The organism is Arthrobacter sp. ISL-69, from assembly GCF_018613775.1.
Taxonomy (GTDB): domain Bacteria; phylum Actinomycetota; class Actinomycetes; order Actinomycetales; family Micrococcaceae; genus Arthrobacter.
Genome location: NZ_JAGGPO010000004.1, coordinates 1 through 16,904 on the forward strand (window position 1 = coordinate 1; position 16,904 = coordinate 16,904).

Below are 16,904 nucleotides of genomic sequence, written 5' to 3' on the forward strand. Positions count from 1 at the left end.
CCGTGGTTAATACACCTAGGCTCACCGGCGACGTGCGGTACAAACGCAGGAGCAAACACAAGAGCCCCTCAGCTACCGAACACTCCGGGTGATCCGGCGTCGGTGGCTCAGGGGCTCTTGCCGTGCCGGGTCCGGGAGCGTAGCTCCGGAACCCTTGCACTGCTTGCGGAATGACGATGCGTGAACAAGTGTCAATCAGCGGCGGCTTCCTTGCGGGAAACCTGTTCCAGGGACCGGGTGGTGTGCCGGGGCTCCTGTAGCCTGCGGGATCCGGCGGTAGCCTGCGTCCCTTGTTGCCACTATTTCAACAGAAGCCCTACAGTAGGCGCAACGAGCAAGTGCTTCGCTGATCAATCTGATCAATCGCAAAGCGCGCAACAGGCAGGAAGTGATCAGATTGCAGGAACTCGATCCCACCGACCGGCGGATCCTTGCCGCGCTGGACGACGACCCCCGCGTACCCATCATGGTGCTCGCACAGAAGCTGGGCCTGGCGCGGGGTACCGTGCAGTCGCGCCTGGAGCGGATGGCGGCGTCGGGCGCCCTCCGCCCCAACAGCAGCAGGGTCCTGCCCTCGGCGCTCGGCCGGGGTGTGGCCGCCTCGGTGAGCGCGGAACTGGACCAGAGCCACCTGAACGAGGCCATCGCCGCGCTGCGTGAGATCCCTGAAGTCCTCGAATGCCACGCCCCTGCCGGCGACACCGACCTCCTGATCCGCGTTGTGGCCAAGAGCCCGGACGACCTCTACCGGGTGTCCGAGGAAATCCGGCTCTGCCCCGGCATTGTCCGGACGTCCACCAGCATGTTCCTGCGCGAGGTCATTCCCTACCGGACCACAGGACTGCTGGGCGCCTGACGCCGCACCAGGCGGGGACCTCTCCCCATCGCTGCCTCCCGCCAAAGCCGTTAGGCTGACCGTCGACTTCAAACAGGGGGAAAAGTGGCGGGGAACTTCTACGGTGCGGACATCGCACAGCTACGCCGGCTGGCACAGGATCTGGCGAACGGCGCCAACCGGCTGGACCAGCTGGGACAGCAGTTGGGCAGCTCCATCGCCACCAGCCCATGGAAGGGCCACGACGGCGAACGCTTCCGCAGCGACTGGAACGCCTCCCACGCGAAGGTACTCAGGGCGGCGGCCGCCGGCATCCAAAGCGCATCTAAAGCCCTGCTGCAGAATGCTGACCAGCAGGACCGCGCCAGTACCGGTTCAACCGGCGGGGGCGCCGGAGGGCCTGGGAGCGACGGCAGCTCCCCGGCCAACGCCACCCAGGAGGTGACGGACAAGCTCACCGGCATGACCGCTGAGGAACGCGATGCCTACCTGAAGTCCGAGGAATTCCAGCAGTGGGTCCGGCAGAGCCAAGCCAACGCCGATGCCGCAAAGGGCGTTCTGGACGGCCTCGTGGACTCGGGTGCCATGGCCCCGTTGGACGCCCAAGGGAACAAGAACGGCTACGGCCAGTTCCTGCAGCAGTACTGGGCCGATTCCGCTATGCGTGAGGCCGGGATCGATCCCAACCACTGGGATCCGTCCAAGGGCGTTGACTACAACCGCGCCGACATCTACAAGGTGTACGCCTATTACGCTGAGCTGTACAAGAACGATCCCCGAATGGAGTGGATCGGCATGGCCAACCAGGTGGGGCCTACCTTCATCGCCGGCTTTGAGGACCTCGCTGTCCTCCGGAAGGCAGCCGCTTCCGGAACGGACTTATCAGATCTGCTGGATGGCACGGATCCCGCGCAACGAAGCTGGATCACGCTCCTGGCTTCTCTGGGCGAGTCAGACCTCGCCTTCTACGAGGAAACGTTCCTCGCCATGCAGAAGGAGATCTTCTCGGACATCGGCTCGCAGCACTTCGCCTATCAGCAGGGCGGCATGGAAGAGATCGAGAGGATGAACGACGCTAGCGTGCTATCCCCCCGCATGAAGATGGCCTGGACCAGCTTGGATTCCGTCCCGCGCTACTCGGAGCCCGAAGGCTACCACCAGCTGACCTCCACCCAGCAGGCGGCCCTTCATAAGGCGTCGTACAGCATGGCAGACCAGGAACAGAACCACGTCATCGCGGACGACTACGACAACATTCGGGGCCGTACGAGCGGAGAAGCCTTCACCGCGGCCATGACATGGGTGGGTGATCCCAGCATCGTTGGAGCAAAGTCCTACTATGAGCAGTTCCCGGCGGTGGAGCCCTACATCGACATGAACCGGTTTCCGCCCACCGGCATCGACATCCACCTCGGCAACATCTCAAACCGGGACGACCGATGGGCTCTCATTGATCAGGACACCCTGAATGCTTACGAGAACTGGCTGCATGCGCAAAAAGACCCGTACGGTGAGATGGTGAAACCCATGCCCGAACGAGTCGAGGAGTACCGGAAGGTGCCAGTCCCTGTTCGAGCCCTAGTGGGTGCGTTGTGAGGTCCCGGTCAATAGTTCCGCTTTTGTGCAGCGCGCTCCTGTTGTCTGGCTGTGCATTTATACCCTCCCAAGAAAAGGAGCCCATCGTGGCCAGCGGAAACTCCCAATTCACCAAGAACGGTATCGAGGCGATGAAAGCAAGCCGGAAGGTCAGCTTCGACTTCACGTCGCTGCCACTGGACATGGCGGCTCTAGGCCTGGACGAGGATTCCGATGGAGCCATGGTTGCGACCGATACAGACCGGCGGATGAAGGTCGCCATGACAACGCCCAACGGCGTGGTCGAGATGGAGACAGACACCATCCGCGTTCGGGGCGGAGGGGTCGAGAACAAAGTAGACAGCGTCGACATCTTCGTCAACTACCCGGACGCCCAGGATGCCAATCCTGAGATCGAACGGGCCGCCAACGAACTTGGGATCCTCCCGCTGAAGAATGCCACCACCATTGGCCCGGAGTTCAAGGACGGATCCGGCAAGGAAACATGGAACCCCGGCTACGGCAATGCCACCGGCACCGTTTTCGCGCTGTCGATTATGTCCAACCACACCACCGGGCGGATGACTTTCATCTACACGGTTTTCCTGTCCGAGGAGTACTACACCCCTGAGGCCCAGGCACAAATAGCTGAAACGGGCAGGTTCTGAACCTGGCGGCGGCGACCCGGCGCCAGGCCGCCGTCGTCCTCCTTGCCCTCGCCGCAAGCCTCGCCCTGGCGGGCTGCCAGATCAGCGGCAACACCACCGAACCAACCGCTCAAACGAGCACCTTGAGCAACTCGGAGTTCTCCACTCTCGACGCCGCCGGAGCGGATCAGATTCGCGACACCAAAACCGCGCGGCTGGACATGCGTTCGGGGTCCCTGAAGAAGGCGGCTGTTCGGGTTCCAGAGGCCAGCTACGGTCCGGAAATCAATACCCGCGGTTCCGGCAAGATCGCATTAACGATTGCCGCACCCAACGGCGAAATCACCGGCGAAACCGACCGCATCCGCTTCAACACGACGGTCAAGCGCTCCGACTTCAGCGAAGTGACCTATTTCCTCACCGCTGATTCGGCTGACGAGTATTTCAGCCTCATTCGCGACGGCGTCCAGCGCTAGGAATCAGCAGCGACTCCGCTGAACGATGGATTTCATCGACGGAGAAGAACCCCGCGAAGACGAGCAATTTCTCCATCACCTCGGGCACGGCCGTCGGACTGGAAGTCAACTACGATCTCCGGTACGACGGCGCCAAGGACACCCAGGTGATCATCGTCCATGTCAGCCCGGCAGCCTAGTCAGAACGCGATTCGGACCATTAGGCCCGGTAAACAAATGAACCGCGGAACACCGACAATTTCAACCGGGCGGGCGGAATCCGCGCGCCGCGGTGTGCGGACGGCCGCCAGCATCATCGCCGGGGTGGCGGTGCTGGCCGGGGCAGCGTGCCTGCTCACCATTCCGGCACTCGGCTTCGCCCCGGAGAACCCCTGGGCCGGGGCCATTCTCTACATCCTGGCCCCCGGCCTTCTTGTTCCGTTCGCGCTGTGGCTGGTCAGTCATGCCGCGGGCGGTTCGTGGATAGATGCCGACGGCGAATGGGTCCGCCCGACCGGCAGGAACCTCATTCTCCGGCTGGCTGTTTCGGGCCCGCTACTCCTCCTGGCGCTTGCGGCCACGCTGGCAGGGTTGGCCCCCTTTGCGGATTTTATGCCGGGCGGCTGGCACGTAGCCGGCAACTGGGTACTCGGCGCCTTCGCTGCACTACTCATCCTGGCCATCCTCATTGCGGCCGTGGCAGGAGCGGCGATCGTGGGCGGCTGGAAGGGCGTTCCGGCGGGCGTGCTATTCACCGCCGGCTTTTGCTCCATCTCGACCTATACACTGACCGACGGCGGCTCGTGGGAAATTGCCGCTTATGGACTGCTGGCAGCCTCCGTGGCGTGGTTCTACGCAGTCGGGGCGGAGACAGGGTGGCTACCGGACTTCCACCGCATTGTCCTTGGCCACTGGCTCACCGGCATAGCCAGTGCGGCGGCCCTCGCCATCGGTGTGTGGTTCGGGCTGGGATTCCCGGCAGTCCTCGGAGCCTGCGTCCTCGCGGCCTGGCTCCCGCTACAGCTCCCCCGCACTCAGGGCGCGGCAGTCCTGCCGGACCTGGGCCGGGACCGCACCAGGCCGCCAGGGCGGCCGACGAAGCGGAAGCCCCGGCAGAGAAGGCACCAGCGCGCCTAGACCGGCGGTCCGGCGTTCGATTTCAGGTTTTTCATCACCAGCGTCGACGTCAGCCGCTCCACGCCAGGCAGCGAGGTGAGCTCGGCGTCGTAGAAGCGCTGGTACGCCGGCAGGTCCTCCGCGATCACCTTCAGGAGGTAATCCGGCGAGCCGAACAGCCGCTGCGCCTCCACGATGTTGGGATTGTCCGCCACCCGGCTCTCGAAGATCTCCATGGTGGGCCTGTCCACCTGCCGCAGCGTCACGAAAACGATCGCCTCGAATCCGAGCCCGACGGCGGACGGGTCGATGTCCGCACGGTAGCCCCGAATCACCCCGGATGACTCCAGGTCGCGCAGCCTCCGATGGCACGGAGCGACCGTCAATCCCACCTTTGCGGCCAGTGCGGTGGCCGTCATCCGGCCATCCTCTTTAAGGTGGCGCAAAATGTTCCTGTCAATATGGTCAATCACGCAATTATCTTACCCGTGGGCCGCATTTCCTGAGTAAAACAGGGAACACTTGTGGCGGTATTTTCCCTAGAGTTTCTCCTATCAGAACACCCTAGGAGGCCGCCTTGAATTCCCAGTTATTCCTCGCATTCCTGGTGGTTGCGGGCGCCCTGGCCTGCACACCGGGCGTGGACTGGGCCTACTCCATTGCGGCGGGCCTGAAACAGCGAAGCTTCGTCCCCGCAGTAGCCGGCCTCTGCAGTGGTTACGTCCTGCACACGGTACTGATGGTGGCCGGGCTGGCCGCCCTGCTCGCCGGCTTGCCGGGCGTCCTCGGCTGGCTGACCGTCGCGGGCTCGGCTTACCTGCTGTGGCTGGGCTTCGGCACCATCCGGTCATGGCGCGACGCCACCTTCACAGCCGAGGTGACTTCGCCGGCCGAGTCCACCCAGTTCCGGACCTTCCTCCAGGGCGTGGGCACAAGCGGGATCAACCCCAAGGGGCTGCTGTTCTTCGTGGCGCTGGTTCCGCAGTTCGTCAGCCCGGAAGCGGCGCTGCCGGTTCCGGTGCAGTCCGGGCTACTCGGCCTGACGTTCGTCCTGCTGGCAGGCCTCGTGTACACCTGCGTGGCGTTGCTCTCCCGGAAGCTGCTGCACTCGCGTCCCGGGGCTGCCCGGAGGGTGACGCTTGCCAGCGGGATCATCATGATGGCACTGGGGACCGTGCTGCTGTCCGAGCAGCTGATTCCTGTGGTGGCCGGGCTCGCCTGGCAGTAGCGCCTGCCGGCGGCGGTCAAGGCCTGCGTTCCATGAACCATTCAGTGAAGGCCGCGGCCCGGCCGTCCGGTGCGAGCCGGACCACCCAGAGGTTCTCGTAGCTGGGGCGGTCCCCCAGATACGTGGTGCGCCCCTGGACAAAGTGCAGGTCGCCGTCCGCGCCGAGTGGCTCCCACTCGAAGGTCCACTCCTCGGGTTCATCCGCCTCGGTCAGCCAGTGCTCCACGATCTGTCCGTGCCCGCGCCACGCGTCCGGGTCGTAGGGCCGGGTGGCATAGACCGCGTCCTCTGTGAAGAGCGCCCGGATGTCGTCCGGCTTATTGGTGGTCCACGCCGTGATGTACTTTTCCATCCACTGCCTGATTGCATCGCTCATTGGTCCGTTGTACCGCGGCCCGCCACCGCCCACAAGAGCCTGTTCCCGGTCCGGCAGGGTCATTCCCGGTCCAGCTGCTTCCATTCCTGTTCCCAGAGCCTGCGCTCTTCAACGTCCTTGCGGATGACTTCGAAAGTTTCGAGTTCAGCCGGCCGGCCCCGCAGCCAGTCGCGCGGGTTGAGGGATTTGCGGCCGTTGTCCAGCACCAGCAGGGCGCGGTCGGTCAGGGCGTCATTCCGGAGGGCCAGGTCCGTCTTCCGGCGCCGCAGTACCTCCTTCAGCGCCTGCTGCGCGGAAGTGTGGGCCCCGAGCCTGCGGAGCGAACGCGCCCGGATCAGCAGCAGCGCGGCGGAGAGGTCATCCGCATTCAGCAGCCCTTCCGTCCAGACCACCACTTCCTTGTCCCGGCCGATCGCGTGCGCCAGAGAGCACCGCGCAAGGGCGGCCGGCAGCGACGGCGGCAGCGAGGCCACGGTTTGAAGCGCCGCCTCAAGGTGGCCGGTTTCCCGCAACGAGTGCGAAAGCGCCAGGAACACGGCTTCCTCGCTGAACAGCACCGGAACGTCGATGCGCTCGGCAACTTCGACCCTGGTGACCACACGCATCAGGTAGCTGGACGCGAACTGGTTGGCGTCGTCGTCGTTCCTGGTGGTGAGGCCCCGCTGGAGCAGCTCCGCGGCACGCAGGTAGCCGCCCTGCTTGTAGGCGAGCAGCCCGGCCATCACGTAGCAAAGCCCGGCCCACCCGGGGTAGTCACGGCCTGTAGCGATCAGTCGGTTGGGATCGGTGTTGTGGAAGATCGCGTCGTACACGGCCCTGGCGGTCTTCCCGGGAAGCCGTTTGAGCCTCGGGAGGGGGCCATCCACGCAGAGGAGCGCACTGCCGCGGCCGCCCAGGGCACTGTGCAGGATCCCGCCCACGCCGTCGGCGATGTCACGCACCGATGTGCGGACCTGCGCGCTGCCGAACGGGGTGAGGTCACGGTTGTCGCGATAGATCGGTCCTGAGGTCTGTCCGGCGCTCATCCTTCCATGCTAGTGGTGCCCGCTTGGCAGCCGCTGGGAGCGTTAGCTGACCGCGGCCACCCAGACGCCGATCACCCAGGTGCTCGCGGCAAGGCAGGCCAGGCCGAACTCCACCAGCATGCCCAGCCCGGTGGCCTTGAGGGCCGCCCAGCTGGTGGTCACGGCGGTCCTGAAATCACGCGTGCGGTGCGATTCGCTGAGCAGCAAACCGGCCGCGAAGCCCACAAAGAGTCCCACCACGGGGATGAGGAACATGCCCACCACGCCAAAGACCAGCCCCACCACCACGCTGCGGCTGGGGATCCGGTGTTCCCTGAGCTTGCGTCCCGTGAGCACGGCGCTGGCAGCCATTCCCGCCAGCACAAACGCCAGGCCCACGCCGAACACCACCCAGCCGGCCGTCCCGGCGCCGCCCCAGATTGCCCAGGCCAGCAGACTGAGGCCAATGAGGATGCTGCCGGGCAGCACGGGGATAACGGTGCCGGCCACGCCCACCAGGATGGCCAGGCCGCAGAGGACGGTCACGAGGATCTCGGGGTTCATGCCCCTCAGTCTAGGGTTCCACCCAGGACATCATGCCTTCAAAGGCAGCGACGCTTATCGGCCGCGACGCTTAAGACAACAACGGCGGCGCCTCCCCAGCACGGGAGGCGCCGCCGTCGAACTTCCTGGCGGAGTATTCCGCAGTTACTCCGCTTCGACCGCTGCGGCCACGGCTGCGGAAACAGCCGGCGCCACGCGGGGATCCAGCGGGCTGGGCACGATGTAGTCGGCGGACAGCTCCGGTTCGGCCAGCTCAGCAATGGCGCGGGCGGCGGCAAGCTTCATGGCGGGGGTGATCCGGCGGGCACCGGCGTCCAGCGCGCCGCGGAAGATTCCCGGGAAGGCGAGCACGTTGTTGATCTGGTTGGGGAAATCGCTGCGTCCCGTGGCCACCACGGCGGCGTAGCGGGAGGCAACCTCCGGCAGGACTTCGGGGTCCGGGTTGGACAGTGCGAACACGATGGAGCTGTGGTTCATGAGCTTCAGGTGCTCCTCGGCCAGCTGGGAGGACGAGACGCCGATGAACACATCGGCACCGAGCAGGGCCTCGCCGGGTCCGCCGGTGATGCCGCGGGGGTTGCTGCGCTGCGCCATCTGCGCCTTCTTGCTGGTGGCGTCGGCGGCGATGTCCGCACGGTCCTTGTTGATGACGCCGCGCGAGTCGAGCAGGACAACGTCCTGGATGCCTGCGGTGAGCAGGATTTCGGCGACGGCGATGCCCGCGGCACCCGCACCGGAGACCACCACACGGAGTCCTTCGAGTTCGCGGCCGGTCACCTTGGCGGCGCCGGTCAGCGCGGCCAGGACCACGACGGCGGTGCCGTGCTGGTCATCGTGCATGACCGGGCAGTCCAGGGCCTCGATGAGCTTTTCTTCGAGCTCGAAGCAGCGCGGCGCGGAGATGTCCTCCAGGTTCACGGCGCCGAAGCTGGGGCGCAGGCGGACCAGGGTCTCAATGATTTCGTCCACGTCGGTGGTGTTGAGGACCAGCGGGATGGAGTCAAGGTCGCCGAAGGACTTGAACAGGGCGGATTTGCCCTCCATGACGGGCAGGGATGCGCTGGGGCCGATGTTGCCGAGGCCCAGCACGGCGGTGCCGTCGCTGACCACAACAACCAGGCGCTGGGCCCAGGTGAGGGTCTTGGCGAGTTCGGGGTCGGCGTGGATGGCGCGGCTGACCTGGGCAACACCCGGAGTGTAGGCAATGGAAAGATCGCGCTTGCTGGCGAGCGGGACCGTGCTGGATATGGACAGCTTGCCGCCCTGGTGGGCTTCGAAGATCTCCTGGTCCGTCAGCACAGTGGACTCCTCGGAGGAAGCGGCGGAGCTGTCAGCGGGAGTGATGATTTCAATGGACACGTCGTTGTCTCCTGGGGCTAGCCGTGGGCGCACGGCACAATGAAGCTCAAGCACATAGGAGGCTCAAGATGGGCTGGCTGGAAATTCTGCGGCCCAAGGGATGGTGGGGCCGCGGTGAAGCTCCTGCAAGGGTACGGGCTGCTAGCCACTCCGGTTCTTCAATGGTAAACAGGCGGGCGGCGGCCGAACGGACACTGGGCCGACCACCGCTCGTGATAAATCGTTTTTTCTGCATTTCAAGTGATCCAGATCACTAAGAACGACCCCAAAAGCACGCCCAATGGTCTAGACCGGTTACGTGCCTGCTAGCACCGGGTGAGGAGCGAGCACGCTTTCTTCAGGTCTTCTTCGGCTTCGAAGAGCGACAGCCGGCGGCAGCGGACTGCCTGCACCAGGCCGGAGACGGTCAGCAGCAGCACCCGGGACTTGGCGGCGTCACCGCTTGCCACCGTGACGGCCTGCTCCGCAAGGACGTCGATCTCCCGCAGGAGGACGGTGGTGTCCTTCCCCTTCGCGTAAACGCACTGGCTCAGGCACTGCTCCACCGCCGGCTGCATCAGCCGCATGTGGAAAATCTCCATCACCACGCCTGCCAGAGTATGGACGCGGCTGCCGCCGGTCTCCGGCCAGCTTCCGACCTGGAGATCGCCCAACTGTTTCCGGAACAGCCCCAGCATCAGGTGGGTGGCGGAAGGAAAATACCGGTACAGGGTTCCCAACGGCACATTGGCCTTGGCGGACACCTCGGAAAGGCTCACGGAATCCAGCCCTTTACGGGCGAATCCGGCGGCGGCATCCAGGATCCGGGCATAGCGGATCTGTTGTCTGGGCAGGGTCGGCGGCGCAGCCATGGGTGGAAGATCTGAATTGAGTTCAAGCATCAGCAGCGTTCCGGGAGTGGGTTTCGTATAGCGGTCAGGCGGATCCCCATCACAGCACTGCCGCAGCAATTCGAGTCCACTATACGGCACCGGTCCAGGCGCCCATTAGTCAAAACGATGTCTGCCCGGACCGCTGCGGGCCACCTTCTTCAGTCCACGCCCTTGATCTTCACCACGAACACGGCGCCCAGCAGCCCGATGACGGCCGCGGCGGAAAACAGCGTGACATAGCCGCCGAGGTACTGGATGGACAGGAAGGCGAGCGTCGGGGCAAACACCTGCGGCAGGGAAGCGGCCACGTTGATGACCCCCATGTCCTTACCCCGGTCCGCCGCCTGCGGCAGGACTTGCGTCAGCAGGGCAAAATCCACCGCCAGGTAAGCGCCGAAGCCGATCCCCAGCACGGCAGCGCCGGCCAGTGCACCGGGCCAGACAGGGAAGAAGGCCATGATGAGTCCGGCCATGGCGATGGCTACGGATGACCCGATCACGAAGGGCTTCCTCTTGCCTACCCGGTCGCTCCACGGTCCGGCCAGCACCGCGGTGATAATCACCAGGACCGCGTAGATTCCGGTAAGGACCAGCACACCCAGGGCCGGGTTCTCGTGGCCGATGCTGTCCCGGAGAAAGAAGAACAGGTAAACGATGGTCAGCTGGTTGCCCACGTTCATCAGGAAGCGCGTAAGCCAGGCCCAGGCAAAGTCGGGGTGCCGTGCCGGGCTGATCCAGAAACCCCGGGCGAAGGCCGTCAGCTGGAACGGCGGGCGTGCGGACAGTGGCAACACAGGATCGTTCCGGTGGAACAGGTACGGCAAAACTGACAGCACGAGGGCCGCGCCACAGAGCCAGTACCCCACCATGTAGTTCCCGGAGACCACCGCACCAAAGACGGCGCCGAGAAGGATGCCAACAGTCTGGCCCATGGCGGCCAACCCGCCAACGGTGGCGCGCTGAGGCACCGGAACGCGGTCCGGAACGGCTGCCGTGATGGCGGCGTACGCGGCGTTCGCACCGAGTTGGACCAGGCACCAGAACAACAGCATCAAGGCAACGGTCGTGGCTCCGGACATCGCCAGCAGTGCCGCCGCCGCGAGGATGGCTCCGGCCAGGATCCACGGGGCACGCCGGCCGAAGCCGGAGACCGTACGGTCGGACAGGGCGCCGAAGAGCGGATTGGCCACCAGTGAAACCGCGGCACCGCAGCCGGTGACGAGCGAAAAGATCGCTTCCTTGCTGGGCGCATCGATGCTGATGGCCTGCTGGCCAATGAAGATGTTGATGGGCCCGAAGAAGGCGGCATTGATGCCGACGTTGACAAGGACCAGGCCGGTGACCCAGCGTGCGGTGACCTTCCGCTCCGGTTCGGCGAGCGCCGCCGTCGAACCACCCCCGGAGGACGCGGCAACGGCGGAAGGGTCTGGCACGTGCCCCGGCAGGTCGGACAGGCTCATTGCGGCTCCCCCATGAATGATGGTCGGTGTGGTTTCAGACTATCGTGGCACTCCTTCGCAAAAAATGCGGGAAAGTAGAGCCAGTTTCCTTTATGGGCGGCAGTACTGTCACCGCATAGCTCCGTTGCGGAGACAACATCACTCATTCCAATGGGGGAATGCACTTTGGCACCATCACATTCATCGAGCCCGTCATCTTGCATCAAAATCTTGGGTCTCGTTATTGCGGCCGGCATGATGCTTAGCGCTTGCAACCCAGGCACTGGCGGCGCAAGTAAAGATTCAGTCGCAAAACAACGCGGATCTGGCGATAGCGAAGCCGTGGTTGTCCGCGTAATCGACGGCGACACTTTTACGGCCAGGACTAACGGCGAAGAGAAGACCATCCGGTTGCTCAACGTCGATACGCCGGAAACAAAGGATCCCAACGCTCCCGTGGAGTGCATGGGCCCGGAAGCGACCAAGGCTCTAGAAGAACTACTTCCCGCGGGTGCAGTGGTCAGGTTGGAACTCGACATCGAGCCCCTGGACAAGTACGGGAGGACCTTGGCTGGTGTCTTTAATTCTGCCGGACTTCTCGTCAATGCCGAGGTCGCCCGCCTCGGGTTCGGCATCCCTGTCCTATTTGAGCCAAACAAGAAATTTCACCCTGATGTAGTCAAGGCATACGAGGAGGCAATGACCCGCGGCGTCGGGCTCGGCTCGGCCGACATTCCCTGCCTGCCTGCCCAGCAGGTCGAGCAAGCAGCCGATGCCGTAGAGTCCCTGGCCGCATTGCCACTGGCTGGCACTGACGTGGAACTCGATCGATCACATGCTGGTTTGGTGACAGCTCTAGCGGCAATAGCGGCACTCAAGACTGCGGCGTCCGCCAAGAAACAAGTCCACTGGAGAGCGTACGAGCCAGGTCAGGTGGCATCGATGATCACCCGATTGGATGCGGCAGCCGCAGCAGGTGCATCCCGTGAGGCAGCGATAGGTGCAAAGAAGACGGAGATCGCGAACGCGGCCGCGGCAGAAGCAGCTCGCGCAGAGGCGGCCGCGGCAGAAGCAGCTCGCGCAGAGGCGGCCGCGGTAGAAGCAGCTCGCGCAGAGGCGGCCGCGGCAGAAGCAGCTCGCGCTGCTCAGGAAGCGGCTGCGGCTGCAGCCGAAGCGGAAAGGATCCGTAATCTTCCGCCTGCTCCAGCGCCGTATGTTCCTCCCGTGTACGTTCCCCCGGTCTACGTACCGCCAGCCGCGCCGGCCCCAGTTCAGAACCCGTACCCCGGGTACACAGGGCCGCGCTGTTACGCCCCAGGAGGCAAGAGTTGGACACCGTGTAAGTAAAATTGGCCTGGGACTTGGGTGCCACGCCACCAAGTCCCAGGCGCTATCAGGCGCCAGCCATTCCGAGGAGGACCAATGACCGCTTCGCCCGCAGACACCCCCGACAACCTCGATGCCGACGAGAGCCGCCGCATCAACACCGCAGATCTTTACGACGAGCGGGGCGAGGAACTCGATTCCATCGCGCTCCAGTTCCAGTCCCTGGGCGGGCTGTCCCATTTCAGCGGGCCGGTCCGCACCATCCGGTGCCTTGAGGACAACGCGCTGGTCAAGTCCACGCTCGGAACTCCTGGCAACGGCGCCGTGCTGGTGGTGGACGGTGCCGGTTCGCTGCGAACAGCGCTTATGGGGGACATGATCGCCGCGAGCGCCGTGGCGAACGGCTGGGCCGGCGTCGTGATCAACGGTGCCGTCCGGGACCGCGAGGTGCTGGCCGACCTGCCGCTCGGAGTGAAGGCGCTGGGCAGCAATCCGCGCAAGAGCGCGAAGGAGGGCGCCGGCGAGACGGACGTGGAACTGGAGATTGACGGCGTGACGGTGCGGCCCGGCACCATGATCTGGTGCGATCCGGACGGGATCCTGGTGCAGCGCTGACGTAAATTCTTCATTTCGGACGGCCGGCGGGAACAAATCGCAAAGTAAGATAGTTACTGAAAGCAACTATCAAGCTTAATTCCCCTTCTTCGTAATGGAGCAGTCATGTCCAAAACCGCCGCCGGGCCCGTAGCCGGGGACGTCCTGACGAAGCGTCAGACCATCACAGTGATGGTGGGTCTCATGCTCGGCATGTTCCTCTCGTCGCTGGACCAGACCATCGTGTCCACGTCGATCTACACCATCGCCAACGACCTCGACGGGCTCTCGCTGCAGGCCTGGGCCACCACGGCGTACCTCATCACCTCCACGGTGAGCACCCCGCTGTACGGCAAGCTCAGCGACATCTTCGGACGCCGCCCGCTTTACCTGGCCGCCATCGTGATCTTCCTGGCCGGATCCCTGTACGCAGGATCGGTGCACTCGATGACCGAACTGGCCATCGCGCGCGGCATCCAGGGCATGGGCGCCGGCGGCCTGCTGGCCCTCGCGCTGACCATCATCGGCGACATTGTGGCACTGAAGGACCGGGCCAAGTTCCAGGGCTACTTCATGTCGGTCTTCGGGATCTCCTCCGTGCTGGGCCCGGTGGTGGGCGGCGCCTTCGCCGGCTCCGCGAACATCCTGGGGTTCGACGGCTGGCGCTGGGTGTTCTTCATCAACCTGCCCATCGGCCTGGCTGCCCTGGCCGTTGTGTTCCTCTACCTGCACCTGCCCGCCAAGCACGTGAAGCAGAAGATCGACTACTGGGGCGCGGCCGCCATCACGCTGGCCATCGTCCCGCTGCTCCTGGTCGCTGAACAAGGCCGCAGCTGGGGCTGGACCTCGGCGGCGTCCCTGCTGTGCATCGGCCTGGGCGTCGTGGGCATCATCGCGTTCCTGCTGGCCGAGAAGCGCGCCGGCGATTACGCCCTGATCCCGCTCCGGCTCTTCCGGAACCTCACCTTCGGGCTGTCCTCGCTGCTGAACTTCATCATCGGCATCGGCATGTTCGGCGCCATCGCGATGCTCCCGATGTACCTCCAGCTGGTCAAGGGCCTCACCCCCACCGAAGCCGGCCTGATGATGATCACCTTCACAGTGGGCATCCTCACCGGTTCCATTACCGCCGGACGGACCATCTCGGCGTCGGGCACCTACCGGATCTTCCCCATCCTCGGCACGGCGGTGCTAACCGCCGCCGCCACCGTGATGGGCTTCTCGCTGGGCGTGGACACCGGGCTCTGGGTGCCGGGCGTCATCGCCGTGTTCTTCGGCCTGGGCCTGGGCTTCTGCATGCAGCCGCTCACGCTGGCCATGCAGGTTTCCGTTCCGCCCAAGGACATGGGCGTGGGCACGTCCTCGGCCGCGTTCTTCCGGTCAATGGGCGGCGCAGTGGGCACGGCGGTCTTCATCTCACTGCTCTTCAGCATGGCAGCGGACCGCATCGCCACGGGCATGAAGGATGCCATGCAGAACGCCGACTACCTGAAGGTCCTCAGGGACCCCGCGGTGGCCGCCGACCCCGCCAACGCCAAGCTCTACGAGTTCTTCCAGAACGGCGCCACCAACGACTCCCTCAACGACACCAGCTGGCTGCACACGGCAAACAGCACGCTGACCCGCCCCATCACCGAGGGCTTCGCGCAGTCGATCGACGCCGTAATGCTCACTGCGGCCGTGCTCACCGGGGTCGCCTTCCTGATCAGCTTCGCGCTGCCGAACAAGAAGCTGACGGACCCGAAGGCTACTGCTCAGGGAGCGCAATCAGAAGCGGTGGCCGCGCACTAAGTCAGCACAACCGCCCACGTCACGGGAGGCAGTCTCTTAGGCTGCCTCCCGTTGTCATCTCCGGCCGTGTTCTCCGGCTGTGTTTTCCCGCTGTGTTTCCTGCTGGCGGATACCCGCCGTCGTCGGCCTGCGTCCCTAAGTGGAACCTCACAGCGTGAAGTGGCACACTGTTTAGCGCGTGTGCGCCGGCCAGCAGGGCCGGTTCCGTGGTCAACGATGTCCGCACAGCTAAAAACCCAACGCAGCAAGAATCCCGAGGGAGATCCATGTCCACATCCAGCACCGAAGGCCGCCCAGGCGTTCCCCGCAAGGTGATCGGCCTCGCAATCGCGGGAGCGGTGGGCGGGTTCCTCTTCGGCTTTGATTCCTCCGTTGTCAACGGGGCGGTGGACGCCATCAAGGACGAGTTCGCCCTGAGCGAGGCCGTCACCGGCTTCGCCGTGGCCGTCGCGCTCCTCGGCTGCGCCGCCGGCGCCTTCCTGGCGGGCAAGGTGGCCGACAAGTACGGCCGCATCCCGGCCATGAAGCTCGGCGCCGTCCTGTTCCTCGTCAGCGCTATCGGCACCGGCTTCGCGTTCGGCGTGTGGGACCTGATCTTCTGGCGCCTGGTGGGCGGCCTCGGCATCGGCCTGGCCTCTGTCATTGCCCCCGCCTACATCTCCGAGATCTCGCCGCGGCACGTCCGCGGCCGGCTCGCGTCGCTCCAGCAGCTCGCCATCACCACGGGTATTTTTGCCGCCCTCCTCTCCGATGCCCTGTTCGCCACCACCGCCGGCGGGGCGGACCAGGCGCTCTGGCTCGGCATCGAAGCGTGGCGCTGGATGTTCCTCGCCGGCGCCGTACCCGCTGTCGTCTACGGCTGGATCGCGTACACCCTGCCCGAATCGCCGCGCTTCCTGGTCTTCAAGGGCAAGGAGGACGAGGCTCGCAAGGTGTTCGAAACGATCGCCCCGTCCGAGGACACCGACCGCCACATCCGCGAGATCCAGTCCGCCATCGAGGAGGACAAGCTCGCCGGTCAGAAGGGCTCGCTCCGCGGCAAGGTCTTTGGCCTTCAGGCCGTGGTGTGGATCGGCATCACGCTGTCCGTGCTGCAGCAGTTCGTGGGCATCAACGTGATCTTCTACTACTCCACCACCCTGTGGAAGGCCGTGGGCTTCCAGGAGAAGGACTCGCTCACCATTTCGGTGGCCACGTCCATCACCAACATCCTGGTCACGCTCGTGGCCATTGCGCTGGTGGACCGCATCGGCCGGCGCCCCATCCTGCTGGCAGGCTCCATCGGCATGGCTGTATCGCTCGGTGCCATGGCCCTGGCGTTCGCTTCGGCCAACGGATCCGGTGAGGAAATCTCGCTGCCCGGCGCCTGGGGCCCCGTTGCCCTGGTGGCCGCCAACGTCTTCGTGATCAGCTTCGGCGCCTCCTGGGGACCGCTGGTGTGGGTGCTGCTGGGCGAGATCTTCCCGTCCCGGATCCGCGCCCGCGCCCTGGGCCTGGCCGCGGCCGCGCAGTGGATCGCCAACTTCGCCATCACCCTGAGCTTCCCCGTGATGGCGGCAGCCTCGCTGCCGCTGACGTACGCCATGTACGCGGCGTTCGCGGCGGCGTCGTTCTTCTTCGTAATGTTCAAGGTGCCGGAAACCAACGGCATGTCACTGGAGCAGGCGGAGACGCTGTTCGTGCCGAAGGGGACCGTCAAGGTCTAGGAGACTGCTGAAATAAT

Annotated in this window: 17 protein-coding genes; 10 read left to right on the top strand and 7 right to left on the bottom strand. The window is 64.9% G+C overall.

Translation table 11 applies throughout. From position 1 onward, the window contains the following. The first annotated feature begins 388 nt into the window (after positions 1-388). The 5 genes from J7I79_RS00870 to J7I79_RS00890 all read left to right on the top strand — a co-directional run bounded on the left by J7I79_RS00870 (position 389) and on the right by J7I79_RS00890 (position 4,649). Positions 389-856, top strand: coding sequence for an Lrp/AsnC family transcriptional regulator (locus J7I79_RS00870; RefSeq protein ID WP_396020139.1), 468 nt, complete (start codon positions 389-391; stop codon positions 854-856). Between the two features lie 84 nt (positions 857-940). Then, positions 941-2,431 (top strand): WXG100 family type VII secretion target, encoded by a 1,491-nt coding sequence (locus J7I79_RS00875; RefSeq protein ID WP_214949125.1) that lies wholly within the window; start codon positions 941-943, stop codon positions 2,429-2,431. Between the two features lie 86 nt (positions 2,432-2,517). Further along, on the top strand, positions 2,518-3,078 hold the full coding sequence (locus J7I79_RS00880) for a hypothetical protein (protein ID WP_214949126.1): 561 nt from the start codon (positions 2,518-2,520) through the stop codon (positions 3,076-3,078). 122 nt (positions 3,079-3,200) lie between these two features. Next, positions 3,201-3,533, top strand: a complete 333-nt coding sequence (locus tag J7I79_RS24695; protein WP_311380487.1) for a hypothetical protein — start codon at positions 3,201-3,203, stop codon at positions 3,531-3,533. A 216-nt stretch (positions 3,534-3,749) separates the two neighbouring features. After that, positions 3,750-4,649 (top strand): hypothetical protein, encoded by a 900-nt coding sequence (locus tag J7I79_RS00890; RefSeq protein ID WP_214949127.1) that lies wholly within the window; start codon positions 3,750-3,752, stop codon positions 4,647-4,649. On the opposite strand, the gene J7I79_RS00895 is transcribed toward J7I79_RS00890, so the two are convergent. Next, positions 4,646-5,101 (bottom strand): Lrp/AsnC family transcriptional regulator, encoded by a 456-nt coding sequence (locus J7I79_RS00895; RefSeq protein ID WP_104175119.1) that lies wholly within the window; start codon positions 5,099-5,101, stop codon positions 4,646-4,648. The two genes, J7I79_RS00890 and J7I79_RS00895, sit on opposite strands and share 4 nt — an antisense overlap. A gap of 104 nt (positions 5,102-5,205) precedes the next feature. On the opposite strand from J7I79_RS00895, the gene J7I79_RS00900 reads away from it, so the two are divergent. Next, positions 5,206-5,856: a LysE family translocator gene (locus J7I79_RS00900; protein WP_214949128.1), complete on the top strand. Its 651-nt coding sequence runs from the start codon at positions 5,206-5,208 to the stop codon at positions 5,854-5,856. A gap of 16 nt (positions 5,857-5,872) precedes the next feature. Here the strand turns inward: J7I79_RS00900 and J7I79_RS00905 are convergent, their stop codons facing one another. From J7I79_RS00905 to J7I79_RS00930, 6 genes are all read right to left on the bottom strand, one after another. Further along, positions 5,873-6,232 carry a nuclear transport factor 2 family protein gene (locus tag J7I79_RS00905; RefSeq protein ID WP_104175213.1) on the bottom strand — a complete coding sequence of 120 codons (360 nt, stop codon included), beginning with the start codon at positions 6,230-6,232 and terminating at the stop codon, positions 5,873-5,875. A gap of 59 nt (positions 6,233-6,291) precedes the next feature. Continuing rightward, entirely contained in the window at positions 6,292-7,257 is a 966-nt protein-coding gene (locus J7I79_RS00910) for a hypothetical protein (protein ID WP_214949129.1), read from the bottom strand. A gap of 42 nt (positions 7,258-7,299) precedes the next feature. After that, positions 7,300-7,800: a DUF456 domain-containing protein gene (locus J7I79_RS00915; protein WP_214949131.1), complete on the bottom strand. Its 501-nt coding sequence runs from the start codon at positions 7,798-7,800 to the stop codon at positions 7,300-7,302. A 144-nt stretch (positions 7,801-7,944) separates the two neighbouring features. After that, positions 7,945-9,159, bottom strand: coding sequence for an NADP-dependent malic enzyme (locus tag J7I79_RS00920; protein WP_214949133.1), 1,215 nt, complete (start codon positions 9,157-9,159; stop codon positions 7,945-7,947). Positions 9,160-9,464: 305 nt separating this feature from the next. Continuing rightward, positions 9,465-10,040, bottom strand: coding sequence for a TetR/AcrR family transcriptional regulator (locus J7I79_RS00925; RefSeq protein ID WP_214949135.1), 576 nt, complete (start codon positions 10,038-10,040; stop codon positions 9,465-9,467). A 149-nt stretch (positions 10,041-10,189) separates the two neighbouring features. Then, on the bottom strand, positions 10,190-11,491 hold the full coding sequence (locus tag J7I79_RS00930; protein WP_214949137.1) for an MFS transporter: 1,302 nt from the start codon (positions 11,489-11,491) through the stop codon (positions 10,190-10,192). 321 nt (positions 11,492-11,812) lie between these two features. Here J7I79_RS00930 and J7I79_RS00935 point away from each other — a divergent pair, with 321 nt between their 5' ends. The 4 genes from J7I79_RS00935 to J7I79_RS00950 all read left to right on the top strand — a co-directional run bounded on the left by J7I79_RS00935 (position 11,813) and on the right by J7I79_RS00950 (position 16,887). Beyond that, positions 11,813-12,817, top strand: coding sequence for a thermonuclease family protein (locus J7I79_RS00935; protein ID WP_311380488.1), 1,005 nt, complete (start codon positions 11,813-11,815; stop codon positions 12,815-12,817). A 75-nt stretch (positions 12,818-12,892) separates the two neighbouring features. Beyond that, entirely contained in the window at positions 12,893-13,411 is a 519-nt protein-coding gene (rraA, locus tag J7I79_RS00940) for a ribonuclease E activity regulator RraA (RefSeq protein WP_214949146.1), read from the top strand. A 105-nt stretch (positions 13,412-13,516) separates the two neighbouring features. Continuing rightward, complete coding sequence (locus tag J7I79_RS00945) at positions 13,517-15,181, top strand: MDR family MFS transporter (protein WP_214949147.1); 1,665 nt, start codon at positions 13,517-13,519, stop codon at positions 15,179-15,181. 266 nt (positions 15,182-15,447) lie between these two features. Next, positions 15,448-16,887 carry a sugar porter family MFS transporter gene (locus J7I79_RS00950; RefSeq protein WP_214949148.1) on the top strand — a complete coding sequence of 480 codons (1,440 nt, stop codon included), beginning with the start codon at positions 15,448-15,450 and terminating at the stop codon, positions 16,885-16,887. Positions 16,888-16,904: the final 17 nt, after the last annotated feature.